The following is a 17,737-nucleotide window of genomic DNA, read 5'->3' on the forward strand; positions in this document are numbered from 1 at the left end:
ACGGGGCTCCGGCTACCCGCGCAGCTTCGCGCCCACGGCCTTCTCGGCGGCGGTGACGATACGGGCGGACAGGGACTCGATCTCACCATCCGTCAGGGTCTTGTCGCGCGGCTGGATGACCACCTCGATTCCCACGGACTTCTGTCCTTCGGGCACGCCGGCGCCGGCATAGACATCGAAGACGCGCGCCTCGGCGATGAGCGTCTTGTCCACGCCCAGCAGCGGCCGCACCAGATCGCCGGCCGGCGTTGCAGCGTCCACCAGGAAGGCGAAGTCGCGGCTGAGCGGCATGAGCGGCGAAAGCTCCAGCGCGGGCTTGGTCTTCACGCCCTTCTTCTTCGGCTCGGGAATGGCGTCCAGGGCGATCTCGAAGGCCAGCATCGGCCCTTCTGCGTCGATCGCCTTGAGCACCGCCGGATGTAGTTCGCCGAACTCGGCGACCACCACCTTGGGGCCGAGTTGGAGCCGGGCCGAGCGGCCGGGATGCCACCAGGGCGCGTTCTGGCCCTGGACGATCTGGAGGGACGGCGCGCCCAGGTCGTCCAGCAGCGCCAGCAGGTCGGCCTTGAGCGCGAACAGCGGATCGCCGGCGGACTTGGCCCAGTGCCGGGCGCCGTGCGGCGCCAGCAGCGCGGTGACCGCCGTCCACTGGTCGGCCGGTTCGTCGCCGCGGAAGTTCGGACCCACCTCGAAGAGGGCGGCGTCGGGGAAGCCCTTGCGGGCGTTGCGGGCGGCCGCGTCGATCAGGTTCGGCAGCGCCGAGGGGCGCATGGTCGAGAGGTCGGATGCGATGGGGTTGGTCAGCACCAGCCGGGGATCGCCGCCGCCGAACAGCTTGGCCCAGGCCTCGCGCAGGAAGCTCCAGGTGACCGCTTCGGCGTAGCCGCGGGCCGCCAGGGCGCGGCGGGCGTCGCGCATCCGGCGCTGGCGCAGGGTGAGCACGCCGCCCGATGCGCGCGGCATCGGCGGAAGGGGCGTGGACGGCAGGGCCTCGAAGCCCTCGATCCGCGCCACTTCCTCCACCAGGTCGGCCTTGCCCTCGACGTCGCGGCGCCAGGACGGCGGGGTCACGGCGTCGCCGTCCACGGCGAAACCCAGCCGGATCAGGATCTCGTCGATCCGGGCCGGCGTCACGTCCAGGCCCGACAGCTTCTTCACATAGGCTCTGTCGAAGACGATGGCCTCGGGCGGGGCGGGCGCGTGGCCAGCCACGCGGATCTCGGACGGCTCGCCGCCGCAGATGTCGAGGATCAGTTGCGTCGCCTGCTCCAGGCCGGAGACGACCGACTGGGGATCGACGCCGCGGGCGAAGCGGTATTGGGCGTCCGAGGTGATCCCGAGCGAACGGCCGGCCTGGGCCGTGCGGATCGGGTCGAACCAGGCGCTTTCCACGAAGACGTCGGTGGTGTCTTCCAGCGACTTGGTGGACTCGCCGCCCATGACGCCGCCAAGGCCGATGGCGCCCGAGCCGTCGGCGATGACGCAGACCTCGGGACCGACGGCATAGGTCTCGCCGTCGAGGGCCGCCAGCGTCTCGCCGTCCCGGCCCAGGCGGGCCTCGATGACCGGGCCAGTCAACTTCCTGGCGTCGTAGACGTGCAGCGGGCGCGCGCGGTCGTAGGAGATGAGATTGGTGACGTCGACCAGGGCGTTGATCGGGCGCAAGCCTACGCTGGCCAGCCGCTGCTGCAGCCATGCCGGCGAGGGACCGTTCTTCACGCCGCGGATCAGCCGGCCGGCGAAGACCGGACAGGCGTCGCCGTCGACGCGGATCTCGATGGGGCAGGGGAAGGCGCCCTTCACCGGCTGGACCGGGTCGGGCTTCAGCGTTCCCAGGCCGGCGGCGGCCAGGTCGCGGGCGATGCCGCGCACGCCCAGCCAGTCGGGCCGGTTGGGCGTGACCTCGAAGTCGATCACCGCCTCCAGGCCGAACGCCTCGGCGGCCGACACGCCTACGGCCAGGTCGTCGGACAGTTCGACGATGCCGTCGGAGTCGTCGGCGACCTCCAGCTCCTTGGCCGAGCAGAGCATGCCGTTCGAGACCACGCCGCGGACAGGGCGGGCCTCCAGGGTGATCCCGCTGCCGGGCACATGGGCGCTGATCGGGGCATAGATGGTGGTCAGGCCCGCCCGCGCGTTCGGCGCGCCGCAGACGATCTCCAGCCGGCCGTCCTTCGTATCGACCTGGCAGACCCGCAGCTTGTCGGCGTTGGGGTGCTGCGTCGCCTCGACGATCCTGGCGACCGTGAACGCCGCCAGCTTCTGGGCGGGGTTCTCGACGTGTTCGACCTCGAGGCCGGCCATGGTCATGGCCGCGACGACCTGATCGACGCCGGCGTCGGTATCGAGGTGTTCCTTGAGCCAGGAGAGCGTGAACTTCATCGTGCGAGCTCGCTTGAGCCCTCTCCCCCCTGCGGGGAGAGGGTTGGGAGTGGGGGTGTCGGCGCTGGGGCTGGTTGAGCATCCCGCGCCGCCGGCGTGAGCCCCCCCCCCCCCGACCCCTCCCCGCAAGGGTGAGGGGAGGGCGCTCTCGGGCGAGAAACCGCCGTTGCGGGTGAAATAGGCCTGGTGGCCGTCGCGCCAGTCCTCGAGGCAGGAGTCACCCTCGCCCTCGGCCTCGGCGAACGCCCAGGGCACGTCGCGGAAGCGCATCTGCTCCAGCGACGCGGTCTCGACGACCGCGCGCGGTCGCCCGGCGCCGTCCTTCACGACCATGCGCTTGCCCACATGGGTCTGCTGGCCGTCGGCGACCGACCAGCAGGTGGCCGTCTTCGCGCCCGCCAGCACGAAGCCCAGCAAACGGTCGGCCATCTCCGGGCTATCGCCGAACGCGAAGCTCTCCAGCGACCGCCAGTCCTGAACGGGGGCTTCGGTCACGACAGCCCCGTCGCCGGGTTCGGGGCCTGGAAGGCCGAGAAGCCGAAGTGCTCCAGCCAGCGGACGTCGCTGGCGAACATGTCGCGCAGGTCGGGCATGCCGTACTTCAGCATCCCCAGCCGATCGACGCCGAAGCCGAACGCGAAGCCCTGCCACTGGTCCGGGTCGAGGCCGCAGTTCCGCAGCACGTTGGGATGCACCATCCCGCAGCCCACGATCTCCATCCAGTCGGCGCCCTGGCCGATCTTCACGTCGCCGCCCGAGCGGTCGCAGCGCACGTCCATCTCGGCGCTGGGCTCGGTGAACGGGAAGTGGTGCGGCCGGAACCGCGTCTCGACCACCGGCGTCTCGAAGTAGCGGGCGATGAACTGGTCCAGCGTCCACTTCAGGTGGCCCATGTGGATGTCGCGGTCGATGACCAGGCCTTCGAGCTGGTGGAACATCGGCGTGTGGGTGGCGTCGGAATCCGAGCGATAGGTGCGGCCCGGCACGATCACCCGGATCGGCGGCTCCTGGCCGCCGGCGATCCAGGACGGGAGCTTCTCGTTGAGCCGCTGCATCACGCGCACCTGGACGGGGCTGGTGTGGGTGCGCAGGACCTTGCGCTCGCCCTTTTCGTTCACGGGCAGCCAGAAGGTGTCGTGCATCTCCCGGGCGGGATGCTTCGGCGGGAAGTTGAGCGCGGTGAAATTGTGGAAGTCGTCCTCGATGTCGGGCCCCTCGGCGAGCGAGAAGCCCATCTCGGCGAAGACGGCGATCATCTCGTCCATGACCTGCATGGTGGGATGCACCCGCCCGCGCCGCTCGGGCGGCGGCGGCAGGGAGAGATCCACGCGCTCGGAGGCGAGGCGCGCATCCAGCTCGGCGGTCTCGAGGGCGGCCCTGCGGCGGGCGATGTGGGCGGCGACCTCGTCGCGCAGGCCGTTGATCTTCGGCCCCTGCTCGCGGCGTTCGTCGGGGCTCATCTTGCCGAGCGACTTCAGCAGTTCGGAGATGGTCCCGGTCTTGCCCAGGGCCTCGACGCGGATGGCGTCCAGGGTGGCGAGGTCCGCGGCGGCGGCGATCCGTTCGTCCAGCGTGCGCGCGAGTTCGGAATAGTCGGTCATGGGACGCTCGTCCTAGATGACGTTGGTGTGGAGTGGAACCCGCTCCTCGCCCCAACCGAAGAGTTCGGAGGAGGGGGAGGGGGTGTCCGGCGGCGGACGCTGAGCTCCCGGCCTCGCGCCCCCTCCGTCGGCTTCGCCGCCACCTCCCCCGTCGCCTGCGCGACGGGGGAGGAGCGAGCAGCAAAAAGCCCTCCGGCGGTTCGGCCGGAGGGCTTTTCAGAAACAGTCGGATCGAATGATCCGCAGCTCCTTAAGCCAGCGCGGCGCGAACCTTGTCGGCGATGGCCTTGAAAGCGGTCGGGTCGGCGCCGGCGACGTCGGCGAGGACCTTGCGGTCGATCTCGATCCCGGCCTTCTCAAGGCCGTGAATAAACTGCGAGTAGGTGAAGCCTTCCAGGCGCGCCGCGGCGTTGATCCGCTGGATCCACAGCGAACGGAAGTTGCGCTTGCGAACCTTGCGGTCGCGGTAGGCGTACTGGCCGGCACGGTCCACGGCCGCCTTGGCGGTGCGGATGGTGTTCTTGCGGCGCCCGTAGAAGCCCTTGGCCTGCTCGAGAACCTTCTTGTGCTTGGCGTGGGCGACGACGCCCCTTTTGACGCGAGCCATCTGTCAGTTCTCCTTAGAGGCCGTAGGGGAGCCAGAGCTTGATGATCTTGGCGTCGGCCTCGCTCATCACCTTGGTCCCGCGGTTCTGACGGATGTACTTGCCGTTGTGGCTGATGAGGCGGTGGCGCTTGCCGGCGACGCCGGCCTTCAGCTTTCCAGACGCCGTCATCTTGAAGCGCTTTTTCACGCCCGACTTGGTCTTCAGTTTCGGCATTTCACTCGGAGTTCGAAAACCCCGTCCTCTGGTCGTGTTGATGAACTGCCATGGCATGCCTTGGGGCCAGGCGGTTCCGAAGGGGCGGGCTAGTAGCGGAAAGGCCCGTGAAAGGCAAGGCTGAGGGACGACAGGGCGCCAAAAGCCAGGGCGCCGGCGGGTCGGCCCGCGACTCAGGCTGCGCCGACGGTCCCCAACACCTGCTGCAGGCGGGTGAGTTCATCGGCCTCGGGCAGCCAGGGCTGTTCGCCCACCTTCTGGGAGCCGGGCATGGCCTCGTCGAGCACCAGGGAGCGGACCCCCCAGGTGTCGTGCAGTTCGCGCGCCAGTTCCTCGGCGTCGCGCCGGCCGGTCAGGGGATGGGTGACGATGGCCATGCTGGGCGAGGTCTGGGCGGCGAGCGCCAGGGCCACGCTGGCCTGGGTGACCGGCCCCACCACGCTGGCGCCCTTGTCGTGCAGCTTGCCGATGAGGTCGCTGGCATAGGCCTCGTCGTTGCAGACCACGAGAATGGCGCCGAGGTTGTTCATCCGATGTCGTCTCCTGATCGATGGGCGCACTAGATAGCGTCCGCCCGCCGGCCTGCGCGAGACCCCCAGCTTGACGATTGCGTGAGCGGGCGTGGCTCAGGCCAACGGCGCTCAGGCCAGGCGTGGCGCTCGCCGGATGACGCTGCGGGCCAGCCACAACGCCGGCAGGATCAGCAGCGCCGAAGCTGCAAAGGGCGCGCCGGGCGAGACCGTAGAGAAGAGCTGGCCGGCGCCCACCGGACCGCCGATGCGGGCCAGCGCCATGCCGCTCATGTTGAGGCCCAGCATCTCGCCCTGCCGGTCTGCGGGCGCGGCGCGAGAGATCAGGGCCGAGACGTTCGGAAAGCAGATCGACTGGCCCACGCACACGAAGGCGAACCCCACCATGGCCATCGGCCAGTTCGGCGAGAGCCACTGGGTCGCGAGCCCGATCCCCATCAGAGCGAGCCCGGCCGCCAGCGTTCGCGCTTCACCGAACGCCCGGGCCATCCAGCCGGACAGCCATCCCTGGCACACCGCGCCCAGCAGGCCGATGACCATGAAGGCCAGGCCAATCTCGCGCGGGCCCCAGCCGAACCGCGCCTCGGTCCACAGGCCGTAGGTGGCCTCGATCCCGGCGAAGCCTGCCATCACGATGAAGCTGATCAGCAGCATGCGGCTGACGATCGGGTCCGCGGTGGCCTCGTGAAGTCCGGCCAGGCGGCCCCGGCGCGTGGTCGGCCCGCGCGGCGCGGCGCGGTGTTCGCGGACGAACAGCAGCACCGCAAGGGCGGAGGCGAAGGTGAAGCCCGCCGCGGCCAGGAGGGGTAGCTGGAAGCCCAGGGCGCCGCGTTCGGGCTGAGCCAGGAGGCCGCCGATGGCGGGGCCCATGACGAAGCCGGCGCTGAACGCGGCGCCCATGATCCCCATGCGGCCGGCGCGCTTGTCGGGCGGGGTGATATCGGCCAGGGCGCCTTGCAGCGTCGAGATATTGCCGGCGAAGACGCCGGTCAGGAAGCGGATGGCGAACGCCCAGCCGATGTTCGGGGCGAACGCCAGCGCCGCGTAGCTGACGCCTACGGCCGTGATGGTGATCAGCAGCACCGGCCTCCGGCCGATCCGGTCCGAGAGGCGGCCCCAGAACGGTTCGCCCAGGAACTGGCCGAACGAAAAGGCCGAGAAGAGCAGGGTGATCTGCCAGGCCGGAGCGTCGAACGCCTTGGCGAAGAAAGGCAGGAGCGGGATGACCAGGCCGAAGCCCGCGATCATCAGGAAGATCACCGACAGCAGGACCGCCAGGGCTCGCCGTTCTTCATTGCGGGCGGGCTGGCTCATGGCGACGGGCTCGGCTGCGTCGCGCGCCAGGCCGTCGCTCTCCGACCCGCGGCCAGGGCCAGCCATATGGCCGGAACGACCACGAGGGCGCCCTGGAAGAACGGCGCGTGGATGCTGAGTCCCGCGAAACTCAGCCCCGCGCACAGCGGTCCCGCGACGCGCGCCAGGGCGCCGGTGGCGTTGTTCAGTCCCAGGATCTGTCCCTGCCTGTGGGGATCGGCGGTCTCGGAGATCATCGCGCTGACGTTCGGCCATGCGACGGACTGGCCGCACGCCGACAGCGACATCAGGACGATGGTCATGGTCCCGCTGGCGGAGAACGGCTGCAAACCGATGCAGATCACGGTGATCGCCATGCCGATGGCCAGCATGGGCGCCTGGCCGAAGCGTTCGGACAGCGGGCCGGTCAGCAGGAGCTGAGTGAACGCGGACGCGATTCCCACGAACATGAAGGCCCATCCGATCTCGCGCGGACCCCAGCCGTAGCGCTCCTGCGCCCACAGGCCGAAGATCGACTCGATGCCGGTGAAGGCGAAACCCACCAGGAATGTCACAAGCATGAGCCGTCCGATCACGGGATGCCGCACGGCTTCGCCGGTCGCAGCCCAGCGATTGGGGCGGTAGCTGTTGGTCAGGTCGCGCTGGCGGCTCTCGCGGATGAACGCCAGGATGAACAGCGCCGAGGTCAGGAACAGTCCGGCGGAGATGAAGAGCGGAAGCTGGAACCCGATCGGCCCGAGCGACGGCTTGGCGAACACGCCGCCCAGGAATGGGCCGACGATCAGGCCCACGTTCCACGCCGCTCCCATCCAGCTCATGGCGCGGGTCCGGCGCTCGGGCGGCGTGACGTCGGCGATATAGCCCTGGATGATCGAGCCGTTGCCGCTGAACAGGCCGCCCGCCAGCCGGATGACGAACGCGATCCAGGCGTTCGGCGCAAACGCCAGCGCCAGGTAGCAGAGCCCGTTGGCGCAGATGGTCATGATCAGGAGCGGCTTGCGGCCGTACTTGTCCGACATCCGGCCCCAGAACGGTTCGCCGATGAAGGTGCCGACCGAGAACGCGGAGAAGATCAGCGCGATCTGCCAGGGAGAGGCGTCGAACGATTTCGCGTAGAAGGGCAGCAACGGGACGATGATCCCGAAGCCCAGCATGTTCAGGAAGATGATCCCGATCAGCGACAGCGCGGCCCAGCGGGGCGGCGCCGCCTCCGGGGATGCGGTCGGTGTCATGTGAACGGTGTTAAGCCGCGTCCGGCCACGCGGGCAACCGCGACGCGAGCCGCGAGCGCCGATCCCGGTCCGGCCGTTGGTTCGGCGCAACAGTCGCGCGGGACGGTCCGCCCGGGAGTCCGTTGAGAGGGGAGCCCGCGAGCCGGGAGTCTAAGGGTTCTGCTTCTTCAGTTCGGCTCGGAACACCGCTTCCTGCTGGGCGTAGAAGGCCTTGCAGCCGACTGGATCGACGAAGGCGTCGGCCTTGCCCGCGTCCAGGGCCTTGCGTTTGGCGTCCATGCCGAAGAAGCGGCCGTGGGAGCCCAGGAACACCTCGCAGGGCAGGGCCCTCCAGGTGCCGAAGCTCTTCTCGTAGGCCGCCGTGATGCCGGGATAGGTCTCGGTCTTGCCCAGCTTGTAGCCCGGCAGCACGCTGGACGAGCAGTGGACGAGGGCCTGACGCACCTTGCCCGCCACCGTGACCGGGAAGGTCCAGGTGGTGCAGCCGGCCGTGTGTCCGCCGGTGACGTGGGCCGTCAGCGTCCATCCGCCCAGCGTGACCTTGTCGCCGTCGTTCAGCGTGCGGGCCACGGGGACGGGCTCGTACTCGAACGGCTTGCCCTTCAGGAAGGGATCCCCCTTGCCGCCGGCGGCGATGATGGGACCGTCCGCGGCGCTGGCGTACAGGCGGGCGTCCGGCGCGGCCTTGCGGATTTCGGCGAGTCCGGCGGCGTGGTCGAAGTGCTGATGCGAGTTGAGCAGGATCTTCACCTGGGCCGGATCGAAGCCCAGGGCGCGGATGTTTCCGACGACCTGGCGGCCCACGGCCTGGTCGCCGCCGTCGAGCACGATCAGACCCGCCTTGGTGGCGATGAGATAGGCCGCATAGTCGCTTCCGCCCACATAGTAGAGACCCTCGCCGATCCTGAACGGCCCGACGGGAGCGTTGCGCGGGGCTTCCCGAGGCTGGGCCGCCGCCGGCGAAGGGAGGGCGGTGGAAACGAAGACGGCCGCTGCGAGAGCGGCCGTTCCGGAAACCAGAGGCTGGCGGGCGCGCACTACCGCGGCGCCAGGATCATGATCATCTGGCGCCCCTCCATGCGGGGCTCGTACTCCACCTTGGCGATGGGCTCGAAGTCGGCCTTGACCTTCTGGAGTAGCTTCATCCCCAGTTCGGGGTGGGCGAGTTCGCGACCACGGAAGCGCAGGGTGATCTTCACCTTGTCGCCTTCTTCGAAAAACCGATGCATCGACCGGGCCTTCACGTCGTAGTCGTGATCATCGATGTTGGGACGGAGCTTGATTTCCTTGAGCTCTACGACCTTCTGTTTCTTGCGCGCCTCGTTCTTCTTCTTTTGTTCCTGGAACTTGAACTTGCCGTAATCCAGGATCTTGCACACGGGCGGATCCGCGTTGGGCACGATTTCGACCAGATCGAGGCCTGCCTCCTCGGCGGCTTCGATGGCGGCGGACGTGGGCATCACACCCTGCTTCTCACCGTGCTGGTCGATGAGGAGGACGCGGGGCACGCGGATGTCTTGGTTCATGCGCGGCCCTTCCTTGACGGGCGGCGCTTGCATGGGGCGGCGAATAGGCAGGGCTCCTAGGTCGTTACAACGCAAAAACGCCGGGACGCTTCGAGCGCTCCGGTCGCTAAGTCGAATATGAGCCAGCCGCGGTCCACTATCAAGGCGCGAGCGCGCCCTGCCGTGCGAGCGGCGGAACAAGGGCCTGCGCGGCTTGCGCCACCTGGGCCACGGCGAGGTCGGAGAGGTCGTCGGCCCGCAGGATCGCCACCCGCCCGCGCGGGGCGGAGAGGGCCGGATCCGAAGCTTTCGAGAACAGCACGATCGTGGGGGCTCCCGCCGCCGCGGCCAGATGGAGCGGTCCGGTGTCGTTGCCGACCGCCAGCGCGGCGCGGGCCCCCAGCGCGGCGACCGCGGCGAAGTCCGTGCGGCCGGTCAGATCGCGCGCCCTCGGGGTGGTGCGCTGGATCGTGTGCGCCAGATCGGTCTCCTGCGGCCCGCCTATGATGACGATGTCGAAGCCGCGGCCGTAGAGGATGCGCGCCAGCTCGGAATAGCGCTCCACCGGCCAGCGCTTGTCCATTCGGTGGGCCGACCCGCCCGGTACGAACAGCACATAGGGTCGAGGCCGGTTGGCGCCCGGCGTCGACCGCGCGGTCGCGGAGCCCTTGAGGATCCAGGACAGGTCGGGCGGCGGCGCGGAGCCGGGCTCGGTCGGCGCGTCGGGCCAGATGCCGGCGTGCATGAGCTGGTCCGCCTGTCGCTCCAGGGTGTGCATCCTGTCGCGGTCGGGATTGCGGTGCGGCATCGAGCAGCCGAAGGCGACGCCCGACCAGGCCGGCGGGCCGGGGCGAAGAGCCTGGAAAATCCGGTTCGATTGTGAGGAAGTCTGCAAGTCGTAGACCCGCTCGAAGCCCGCAGCCTTCAGCCGGCGCCGGAGATCCAGCCACGCCGCGAGACCTTGGGGCCGCCCGCCCGTATCGACGGCGTTGAAGTAGGGGCAGCTTCGGGCCAGGGCTTCGAATGGCGGCGTGGTGAGCAGTGTGATGTGGGCCTTGGGGTGGGCCTCGCGGATCTTTTTCATGGCGGCCAGGGCCAGCACGAAATCGCCGAGGGCCGACAGCTTGATCACCAGGATGCGCGCTATGTTGCGGGGCATCAGGCGTGGGCCTCCAGAACCCGGCGGTAGGCGGCCAGGGTCTGCTCGCACATGGCTTCGACCGAATAGAGCTGCCGGGCGCGTCGACGTCCGGCTTCGCCCATCTCCAGCCGCCGGGTGGGCCCGACGTCGATGGCCTGGGCGATGGCCTCGGCCCAGGCTTCGGCGTCGCCCACGGGCGCAAGCCAGCCGGTGACGCCGTTCTGGACGGTCTCGGTCACGCCGCCGTGGTTCGAGGCGATGACGGGGCGTCCCATCACCTGCGGCTCGACGGCCGTGCGGCCGAAGGACTCGGGCACGGTGGTGGGCAGGATGGCCAGGTCGGCCACCAGGTAGGCCGCCGGCATGTCGTCGCAATGGCCGACGATGCGCACCGCATCCTCCAGGCCCGCCGCCGCGATCGCCGCCTCCAGTTCGGCTGAGTAGCCCGTGCGTCCCTGGTCGTCGCCGGCGAACAGGATCAGGAAATCGTGACGGCCGCGGGCGCGCAGTCGGGCCGCCGCCTCGATGATCGTCAGGTGTCCCTTGATCCGCGTCAGCCGCCCGGCCAGCAGGATGCGTGTTCGGTGTTCGCCGGCCTGCACGCCCCACGCCTCGCGCAAGGCGCTCAGCCGGCTCTCGGTCACATAGGCGGGCTCGAACCGCTCCAGGTCCACGCCGCGCGGGATGGTCACCAGGCGCTCGGGAGCGACGGCGTGTTCCGCCAGGACATGGTCACGGGTGTAGTCGGAGTTGGCGATCACGAGGTCGCCGCGGGTCATCACGGCGTTGTACCAGCGCTTCAATCCGGACCGGGCCTTGTAGACCCCGTGATAGGTGGCGACGAAGGGCGTGCCCGTGGCGTGCGCCGCCCACAGCGCCGAGAACGCCGGGGCGCGGCTCCGGGCATGGACGATCGACACCTTCTCCTGACGGATCAGCCCCACCAGGCGCGCGGCGTTGCCCAGCATGGTCAGGGGATTCTTGGTTTGCACCGGCATCTGGGCCATGCGCCCGCCGTCCGATTCCAGCCGCGCCGCCATCCGGCCGCCACGGGTGGCGACCAGCGCAGTCCCTCCAGCCCGTACGACGGCTCTGGCCACGTCGATCGTGCTCTGCTCGGCGCCGCCGGTCTCCAGCTCAGGCACCACCTGCAGCAGGGTGAAGTTGGGGGGCAGGCTCACGAGGGCCTTCTCTAGACTGTTTCGGCGGCGCGAAGAACACCCGCCCTGGACGGCCGGCGCCGGGTCTCAGTCGTCCTGGTAGCGCCACGTCTCGGCGCCGTCGAACCGGCGCACCCGGATCGTCGACCAGTCGAGGCCGTCCACGAGCCGTGTGTTGATCGCCATGCGGTCGCGGGCGCCGTTCAGGCTCTGCCAGTGGGTGGCGACGCCGCAGGCTCTGCAACGATGGAAGGCCAGCATGCGGTCGCCCCAGACATAGACCTGGGTCGCCGCCGGGGCGGGCAAGCCGACCTCCGCTGGCGGATAGTAGGCCCAACGCGCCGCGAGGCGGCGGCAGATCGAGCAGTTGCACTCGGTCACTTCGGTGGGCGCGGCGGGCGCCGTCAGGACGGCGGCGCCGCAGTGGCACGCGGCCGTGATCATGCTGCCTCTCCCTTCAGCCGGCTCTCGCGGCCGGCTTGGCGAAAGGCTGGGCCGCTTGGCCGTCCAAGTCCAGTCCCGTCGAATTCGCGCCTAGCTGATGCGTTTCCAGTTCTGGGACTTGCAGCCCAGGCCGGCGATCAGGCAGCCGCGGGCCCGCAAGGTGTTTTCGTCAACGAGCTGGGCCGAGCCCGAGAACGTGGCGTTGAGGTCCGGCACGAACACCCGGCCTCGCCACGAGCCGCTCTTGCTGGGCGAGAAGTTGCGCAGGAGCTGGGAGCCGACAAGGTTGGCCGTACCGCCTTTGCGCGCATCCTCCTTGGCATCCTCGGTCGCCCACACGACGTAGCCGCACAGATGCTCGCCGCAGGGCTGGATGCGGATATGCACGGAGTTCTTCGGATTCCGCCACACGCCCTCCACGCCGCTGGGTTGGGCGGCCGAGGCGGCGGGCGTGGCCAGCGCAACGGCGGCGAGGGCGGTGGAAATCAGGGTTCTACGAAACATGGTCGCGCTTAGGTCGCCCGGGACCTCGGCTTTTTCAAGACCGGTCCGGTATGCCGCACATACTGTGGCGTCCGTGCATCAGTTGCGCGGGCGTGTCTTCTTGAGCGAGGCGGAGAAGCTCATCAGGGGTTCGCCGCCCGTAGCGATGATCCCGCGCACGAACACCAGGCTGCGACCGCCCTTCACCACCTCGCCCGTGCATTCGATGAGGTCGCCGATGCGCGCCGCGCCCACCATCTCGCAACTGAACGTCGCGGTCACCGAATGGCTGTCCTGCAAGTGGTCTCGGGCGATCACGAACAGGCAGAAATCGGCGAAGGTCATGTAGCAGCCGCCGTGCATGAACATGCCGCCGTTCATGTGCTTGTGCTCGGCGCGGAACGCGCAGACCGGCCGGCCGTCGTCGCCGATACGGAAGTAGAAGGGGCCGGCCAGGTCCTCGTAGGGGTCGCCGCCGGGATAGCAGGACCAGCCCGCCCATTCGCCCTGGGTGATCTGCGTCAGCTTCGACGCGTAGCTGGTCTGGTTGTCGCCGCCGTCCATGCTCCGGCCATCCCCGTTTTTCTGTTCTGTTCGTGCCTGCCGGCCTCTAAGCACGCGAGGGAGAGATCGAAAAGGGGCCGGCGCTTACCGTTTGCCCCGCGACGGCCGTCCCACTAGTTTGCGCGCCCGCACCGCCCGAGGATGAATGCCCGCGCCCTTCATCGCCCTGCTCGCGCTCGCCGCCGCCCAGCCCGCGCCCGTCGCGAGGCCCGGCGCAGCGCCGGACGACGGTCCCGTGGCCACGGCGCCGCGCGATCGGCCGGCCGTGACCGAGGCGCCCGGTCTGGACGAGCGCACCGTCGAGGCGTCGGCGCCAGCGCCGGACGCGGCGAAGCCTGAGGAAGACGTCGAGGCCGCGCCCGGTCCACCGCCTGGTTCGTCACCGGGGGCGACGGCGCAGCATGGGATCAAGCCGGAAGACGGGCCCGATCAGGCCGCGCGCGCGACGCTGGACGTCGAGGCCCGCACGAAGGCCGACGGCGAGACGCTCCAGGTCGTGCTGGGCCAGCGGGCGCTGTTCCGGCTCGACGACCGGGGCTGGCCGGTGCTGATCGGCGTAGAGGACGGACGGCTCGCCGCCGCTCATCCTCCGGGCAAGGTCGTCGAAGCGTTCGATGCGCCCCCGGACGGCCAGGTGGCCGTCGCCCTCGACGGTTCGGCCGAGGTGCGCGCCACGCTGATGAAGATCTGGAACCAGACCGACAAGGCCCTCGACTACCGCGCCATCGCCCTCGTCTACAGCGGTGGCAAGGTCATCGCCGCCGAGGCGCCGGTCTGCGCGGTGGCGGCGCGGTCGGTCCGCACCGAGACCTGGCGACGGCCGGTCGTCGGCGTCGGTCTCAGCCGCTTCAAGACATCCACGACCACCCGCGCCTGTCCTTGAGGCGCTGAAGACCGAGAGGGGGATCAACCCATGGCGCTCGACGCCGAAACCCGCGACCAGCTCATCGAAACCGTCCGCCGCTTCGTGACCGAGCGCCTGCGTCCGCTCGAGGCCAAGGTGGCGGAAGACGACGCCATGCCCGACGACGTCATCGAGGAGATGAAGAGCCTGGGCCTCTTCGGCCTCTCGATCCCGGAGTCCTACGGCGGCCTGGACCTCTCGATGGAGGACGAGTGCCTGGTGGGGATCGAACTGGGGCGCACCAGCCCGGCGTTCCGGTCGGCGTTCGGCACCAATGTGGGCATCGGCTCGCAGGCGCTGGTGATGTTCGGGACCGAGGCCCAGAAGGAGAAGTTCCTGCCGGGCATCGCCTCGGGCGAGATCGTCACCTCGTTCGCCCTGACCGAGCCCGAGGCCGGGTCCGACTCGGCCAACGTCCAGACCCGCGCGGTCAAGGACGGGGACCATTATGTGCTGAACGGCGCGAAGCGCTTCATCACCAACGCCAACAAGGCGCACCTCTTCACCGTGATGGCCCGCACCGATCCCGCGAAGCCGGGTGGCGGCGGAGTCTCGGCCTTTCTGGTCGAGCGCGACAGCCCTGGTCTTACCGTGGGCAAGTCCGAGAAGAAGATGGGCCAGCAGGGGGCCCACGTCTCGGAGGTGTTCTTCGACAATGTCCGGGTGCCGGCCGAGAACCGGATCGGCGCCGAGGGCGAGGGCTTCAAGGTGGCCATGCAGGTGCTGGATCGCGGTCGCCTGCACATCTCGTCGGTCTGCATCGGCGTGGCCGAGCGTCTGATCGCCGACTGCGTGGCCTATGCGTCCGAGCGCAAGCAGTTCGGCCAGCCGCTGTCGAGTTTCCAGCTCCTCCAGGGGATGATCGCCGACTCGAAGACCGAGGCGCTGGCCGCCAAGGCGTTGACCCTCGAAACCGCCCGCAAGCGCGACGCCGGCCAGAACGTCACCATGGAGGCGGCGGCGGCGAAGTACTTCGCCTCGGAGATGGTGGGCCGGGTGGCCGACCGCGCGGTGCAGATCTTCGGCGGGGCCGGCTACATCGCGGACTACGGCATCGAGCGCTTCTACCGCGACGTACGCATCTTCCGGATCTATGAGGGCACCAGCCAGATTCAGCAGGTGATCATCGCCCGCGAGACGCTGAAGCGGGGCGGCTGATGGACCCCGTGGAGACGGCCATCTTCGATCTCCTGGCCAAGCTGCCGGCCGGCAAGTCCGTCTCGCCCGAAGAGGTGGCCCGGGCCCTGGACGCAACCGGCTGGCGGCGGGAACTGGGCAAGGTGCGGGCCGTGGCGATCGGTCTGGCCCGCAGCGGGCGACTGGTGATCCTGCGCCACGGCAAGCCGGCGGATCCGGACGATTTCAAGGGCGTGTGGCGGATGCGCCTGCCACAGCCCGACGGGGCGGCCTGACCCGCCCGCGACATCGCCCTCGCCTTAAGGCCGGGGGCTTTTCCCGAGGTTGCGGCCGTAGGCTATAGTCCATCCCCGAGATGACCCGCCTGGCCCTGATCCTGTTGCTGTTCGCGCTGTCGGCCTGTGCGCCGATGCTGCGCCAGCAAGCGGCGACGCCGCCGCCCGGTTTCCAGGGGCCGCGGATCGAGGCCGATCGTGTCGTCAGTTTCGATGGCGCGGCCCTGGGCCTGACCACCTGGGCCGCCGACGGCGAGCCCTGGGCGGTGATCGTGGCGGCGCACGGCATGAACGACTACGCCAACGCCTTCAATCTGGCCGCGCCCGAGTGGGCCAAGGCCGGCGTCACCACCTACGCCTACGATCAGCGTGGCTTCGGCCGCTCGCCGCAGCGGGGCGTGTGGGCCGGCGAGGGCCTGATGGTCGAGGATCTGCGGACGGTGACGGCGCTCGCGCGCGCCCGGCACCCCGGGGCCGTCGTCGCGGTCGTGGGCGAGAGCATGGGCGGCGCCGTGGCCGCCGTGGCGTTCGCGGACGACAATCCGCCGGCCGCCGACCGGCTGGTGCTGCTCGCGCCAGGCGTCTGGGGCTTCAGGACCCAGCCGCTGCCCAACAAGACCCTGCTGTGGCTGGCGGCCAACTTCACCGCCTCCAAGGTCTACACGCCGCCGCGCTGGGTGACCGACCGCATCAGTCCGACCGATAACCGTGAGGAACTGGTCCGCATGGGGCGGGACCGCCTGATGATCTGGGGCGCGCGGTCCGACACCCTCTACGGTCTGGTGAAGCTGATGGACCGTGCGGCCGACAGGGTGGGCGACGACGACCTGCCGACCCTCTATCTCTATGGCGCCAACGATCAGATCGTGCCGAAGAAGGCCGCCTTCCGCGCCGTCCGGAACCTGAACGCCTCGGATCGCACGGCCTATTACGCCCAGGGCCATCACCTGCTGACACGCGACCTCCAGCGGGAGGTGGTGATCGCCGATGTCCTGGCTTTCCTTCGCGATCCGGAGGCTCCGCTGCCGTCGGATGCGCCGCCCATCCCGGGCTCGCCAGGGGCGTCCGACAAAGCGGACGGGGCGCGGCATGCGGCGGGATTATGACATGCCTTCGTTCGTCGTAGACGCCGAAAATTCACCCCCATGATTGAAGGTCGTCAGGCATGACTTTGTTTGATTCTCCGGCCTTCGAGGGTCATGAGGGCGTCCACGCCTTCGCCGACGAGGCGTCGCGACTGAAGTGCGTCATCGCCGTGCATTCGACCGCCCGCGGACCGGCCGCCGGCGGCTGCCGAATGTGGCCGTACGCGAGCGCGGAGGAGGCGCTGACCGACGCCCTCCGCCTGTCGCGGGCCATGTCCTACAAGAACGCCATGGCCGATCTGGAGCTGGGCGGCGGCAAGAGTGTGATCATCGGTGACTCCCGCACCCAGAAGACCCCGGCGTTGTTCGAGGCCTTCGGCCAGGCGGTGGAGGCCCTGGGCGGCAAGTACTGGACGGCCGAGGACGTCGGCGTCTCGCCCGCGGACCTGGCGCACGCGCGGCGGCGCACCCGCTATGTGGCGGGTCTGGACGACCACCCGGCCGCCTCGGGCGATCCCAGCCCGGTGACGGCCGAGGGCGTGTTCCGTGGCGTCCGCCTGTGCGTTCGCCGGGCGCTGGGTCGGGACTTGGACGGCGTCCGCGTGGCGATCCAGGGCGTGGGCCATGTGGGCGAGCACCTGGCGAAGAAGCTGCGCGCGGCCGGCGCGAAGCTGGTCCTAACCGACGTCAACGGCGAGGCGCTGCGTCGGGTGGCGGCCGAGACGGACGCCGAGACCGCGGCTCCCAGCGCCATCTTCGACGTGGACTGCGACGTCTTCGCCCCGTGCGCCATGGGCGGCGCCGTCAGCCTCGACACCATACCGCACCTGAGGGCCAGGGTGGTGGCCGGGGCGGCCAACAATCAGCTCGCCGGCCCCGAGGCCGGTCAGGAGCTGTTCCGCCGGGGAATCCTCTACGCACCGGACTATGTGATCAACGGTGGCGGCATCATCAACGTGGCCGGCGAGATCCGGGCCCTGGAGCGGGGCGAGGCCTTCGATCCCGCCTGGGTGGACGCCCGGCTGGAGCGCCTGATGTCGACCCTGGACGAAGTGCTGGACCAGGCTCAGCGCGAGCGCCGCCCGACACACGATGTCGCCAACGCCATCGCCAGGGCGCGTATCGCGGGCGCCGCAGCCGAGCGCGCGGCGGCTTGACC

General features: G+C 69.7%; 19 protein-coding genes. 5 read left to right on the forward strand and 14 right to left on the reverse strand.

Annotation, left to right across the window (positions count from 1 at the left end):
• Positions 1 to 12: 12 nt before the first annotated feature.
• The 14 genes from pheT to ABS78_RS05790 all read right to left on the reverse strand — a co-directional run bounded on the left by pheT (position 13) and on the right by ABS78_RS05790 (position 13,177).
• Complete coding sequence (gene pheT / locus ABS78_RS05725; protein ID WP_293375948.1) at positions 13 to 2,877, reverse strand: phenylalanine--tRNA ligase subunit beta; 2,865 nt, start codon at positions 2,875 to 2,877, stop codon at positions 13 to 15.
• Positions 2,874 to 3,983 carry a phenylalanine--tRNA ligase subunit alpha gene (pheS, locus tag ABS78_RS05730; RefSeq protein WP_293375950.1) on the reverse strand — a complete coding sequence of 370 codons (1,110 nt, stop codon included), beginning with the start codon at positions 3,981 to 3,983 and terminating at the stop codon, positions 2,874 to 2,876. The genes pheT and pheS overlap by 4 nt, the downstream gene beginning before the upstream one ends.
• A 250-nt stretch (positions 3,984 to 4,233) precedes the next feature.
• Positions 4,234 to 4,590, reverse strand: a complete 357-nt coding sequence (gene rplT, locus ABS78_RS05735; RefSeq protein ID WP_293375952.1) for a 50S ribosomal protein L20 — start codon at positions 4,588 to 4,590, stop codon at positions 4,234 to 4,236.
• 13 nt (positions 4,591 to 4,603) lie between these two features.
• A complete protein-coding gene (gene rpmI, locus ABS78_RS05740; protein WP_293375954.1) occupies positions 4,604 to 4,804 on the reverse strand; it encodes a 50S ribosomal protein L35 in 201 nt (66 codons plus the stop codon).
• 173 nt (positions 4,805 to 4,977) lie between these two features.
• Entirely contained in the window at positions 4,978 to 5,334 is a 357-nt protein-coding gene (locus tag ABS78_RS05745) for a hypothetical protein (RefSeq protein WP_293375956.1), read from the reverse strand.
• A gap of 111 nt (positions 5,335 to 5,445) precedes the next feature.
• Positions 5,446 to 6,648: an MFS transporter gene (locus ABS78_RS05750; RefSeq protein WP_293375958.1), complete on the reverse strand. Its 1,203-nt coding sequence runs from the start codon at positions 6,646 to 6,648 to the stop codon at positions 5,446 to 5,448.
• Positions 6,645 to 7,880: an MFS transporter gene (locus ABS78_RS05755; protein ID WP_293375960.1), complete on the reverse strand. Its 1,236-nt coding sequence runs from the start codon at positions 7,878 to 7,880 to the stop codon at positions 6,645 to 6,647. The genes ABS78_RS05750 and ABS78_RS05755 overlap by 4 nt, the downstream gene beginning before the upstream one ends.
• A gap of 150 nt (positions 7,881 to 8,030) precedes the next feature.
• Complete coding sequence (gene bla, locus ABS78_RS05760; RefSeq protein WP_293375962.1) at positions 8,031 to 8,918, reverse strand: subclass B3 metallo-beta-lactamase; 888 nt, start codon at positions 8,916 to 8,918, stop codon at positions 8,031 to 8,033.
• Positions 8,918 to 9,439 (reverse strand): translation initiation factor IF-3, encoded by a 522-nt coding sequence (gene infC / locus ABS78_RS05765; protein ID WP_293375964.1) that lies wholly within the window; start codon positions 9,437 to 9,439, stop codon positions 8,918 to 8,920. The genes bla and infC overlap by 1 nt, the downstream gene beginning before the upstream one ends.
• A 106-nt stretch (positions 9,440 to 9,545) precedes the next feature.
• Positions 9,546 to 10,544, reverse strand: a complete 999-nt coding sequence (locus tag ABS78_RS05770; RefSeq protein ID WP_293375966.1) for a glycosyltransferase family 9 protein — start codon at positions 10,542 to 10,544, stop codon at positions 9,546 to 9,548.
• Complete coding sequence (locus tag ABS78_RS05775; protein ID WP_293375968.1) at positions 10,544 to 11,707, reverse strand: glycosyltransferase family 4 protein; 1,164 nt, start codon at positions 11,705 to 11,707, stop codon at positions 10,544 to 10,546. The genes ABS78_RS05770 and ABS78_RS05775 overlap by 1 nt, the downstream gene beginning before the upstream one ends.
• Positions 11,708 to 11,773: 66 nt before the next feature.
• Positions 11,774 to 12,130, reverse strand: coding sequence for a hypothetical protein (locus ABS78_RS05780; RefSeq protein WP_293375970.1), 357 nt, complete (start codon positions 12,128 to 12,130; stop codon positions 11,774 to 11,776).
• 90 nt (positions 12,131 to 12,220) lie between these two features.
• The gene (locus ABS78_RS05785) at positions 12,221 to 12,634 is read right to left on the reverse strand and encodes a DUF2147 domain-containing protein (protein WP_293375972.1); all 414 of its coding nucleotides are present in this window, start codon (positions 12,632 to 12,634) and stop codon (positions 12,221 to 12,223) included.
• A gap of 78 nt (positions 12,635 to 12,712) precedes the next feature.
• Positions 12,713 to 13,177, reverse strand: coding sequence for a PaaI family thioesterase (locus tag ABS78_RS05790; RefSeq protein ID WP_293375974.1), 465 nt, complete (start codon positions 13,175 to 13,177; stop codon positions 12,713 to 12,715).
• 145 nt (positions 13,178 to 13,322) lie between these two features.
• Here ABS78_RS05790 and ABS78_RS05795 point away from each other — a divergent pair, with 145 nt between their 5' ends.
• The 5 genes from ABS78_RS05795 to ABS78_RS05815 all read left to right on the forward strand — a co-directional run bounded on the left by ABS78_RS05795 (position 13,323) and on the right by ABS78_RS05815 (position 17,735).
• Positions 13,323 to 14,060: a hypothetical protein gene (locus tag ABS78_RS05795; RefSeq protein WP_293375976.1), complete on the forward strand. Its 738-nt coding sequence runs from the start codon at positions 13,323 to 13,325 to the stop codon at positions 14,058 to 14,060.
• A 30-nt stretch (positions 14,061 to 14,090) separates the two neighbouring features.
• Positions 14,091 to 15,239 carry an acyl-CoA dehydrogenase family protein gene (locus ABS78_RS05800; RefSeq protein WP_293375978.1) on the forward strand — a complete coding sequence of 383 codons (1,149 nt, stop codon included), beginning with the start codon at positions 14,091 to 14,093 and terminating at the stop codon, positions 15,237 to 15,239.
• Positions 15,239 to 15,493 (forward strand): DUF3253 domain-containing protein, encoded by a 255-nt coding sequence (locus ABS78_RS05805; RefSeq protein ID WP_293375980.1) that lies wholly within the window; start codon positions 15,239 to 15,241, stop codon positions 15,491 to 15,493. The genes ABS78_RS05800 and ABS78_RS05805 overlap by 1 nt, the downstream gene beginning before the upstream one ends.
• An 80-nt stretch (positions 15,494 to 15,573) precedes the next feature.
• On the forward strand, positions 15,574 to 16,599 hold the full coding sequence (locus tag ABS78_RS05810; protein WP_293375982.1) for an alpha/beta fold hydrolase: 1,026 nt from the start codon (positions 15,574 to 15,576) through the stop codon (positions 16,597 to 16,599).
• 59 nt (positions 16,600 to 16,658) lie between these two features.
• The gene (locus ABS78_RS05815) at positions 16,659 to 17,735 is read left to right on the forward strand and encodes a Glu/Leu/Phe/Val dehydrogenase dimerization domain-containing protein (RefSeq protein ID WP_293375984.1); all 1,077 of its coding nucleotides are present in this window, start codon (positions 16,659 to 16,661) and stop codon (positions 17,733 to 17,735) included.
• Positions 17,736 to 17,737 lie beyond the last annotated feature (2 nt).

Origin of the sequence: Phenylobacterium sp. SCN 70-31, assembly GCF_001724605.1 — a bacterium.
Taxonomy (GTDB): Bacteria; Pseudomonadota; Alphaproteobacteria; order Caulobacterales; family Caulobacteraceae; genus Phenylobacterium.

Coding starts and splice junctions, on each gene's coding strand:
- pheS (WP_293375950.1), bottom strand. CDS start 3,983: ATGACCGACTATTCCGAACTCGCGCGCACGCTGGACGAACGGATCGCC.
- rplT (WP_293375952.1), bottom strand. CDS start 4,590: ATGGCTCGCGTCAAAAGGGGCGTCGTCGCCCACGCCAAGCACAAGAAG.
- rpmI (WP_293375954.1), bottom strand. CDS start 4,804: ATGCCGAAACTGAAGACCAAGTCGGGCGTGAAAAAGCGCTTCAAGATG.
- ABS78_RS05745 (WP_293375956.1), bottom strand. CDS start 5,334: ATGAACAACCTCGGCGCCATTCTCGTGGTCTGCAACGACGAGGCCTAT.
- ABS78_RS05750 (WP_293375958.1), bottom strand. CDS start 6,648: ATGAGCCAGCCCGCCCGCAATGAAGAACGGCGAGCCCTGGCGGTCCTG.
- ABS78_RS05755 (WP_293375960.1), bottom strand. CDS start 7,880: ATGACACCGACCGCATCCCCGGAGGCGGCGCCGCCCCGCTGGGCCGCG.
- infC (WP_293375964.1), bottom strand. CDS start 9,439: ATGCAAGCGCCGCCCGTCAAGGAAGGGCCGCGCATGAACCAAGACATC.
- ABS78_RS05770 (WP_293375966.1), bottom strand. CDS start 10,544: ATGCCCCGCAACATAGCGCGCATCCTGGTGATCAAGCTGTCGGCCCTC.
- ABS78_RS05780 (WP_293375970.1), bottom strand. CDS start 12,130: ATGATCACGGCCGCGTGCCACTGCGGCGCCGCCGTCCTGACGGCGCCC.
- ABS78_RS05785 (WP_293375972.1), bottom strand. CDS start 12,634: ATGTTTCGTAGAACCCTGATTTCCACCGCCCTCGCCGCCGTTGCGCTG.
- ABS78_RS05790 (WP_293375974.1), bottom strand. CDS start 13,177: ATGGACGGCGGCGACAACCAGACCAGCTACGCGTCGAAGCTGACGCAG.
- ABS78_RS05795 (WP_293375976.1), top strand. CDS start 13,323: ATGCCCGCGCCCTTCATCGCCCTGCTCGCGCTCGCCGCCGCCCAGCCC.
- ABS78_RS05800 (WP_293375978.1), top strand. CDS start 14,091: ATGGCGCTCGACGCCGAAACCCGCGACCAGCTCATCGAAACCGTCCGC.
- ABS78_RS05805 (WP_293375980.1), top strand. CDS start 15,239: ATGGACCCCGTGGAGACGGCCATCTTCGATCTCCTGGCCAAGCTGCCG.
- ABS78_RS05810 (WP_293375982.1), top strand. CDS start 15,574: ATGACCCGCCTGGCCCTGATCCTGTTGCTGTTCGCGCTGTCGGCCTGT.
- ABS78_RS05815 (WP_293375984.1), top strand. CDS start 16,659: ATGACTTTGTTTGATTCTCCGGCCTTCGAGGGTCATGAGGGCGTCCAC.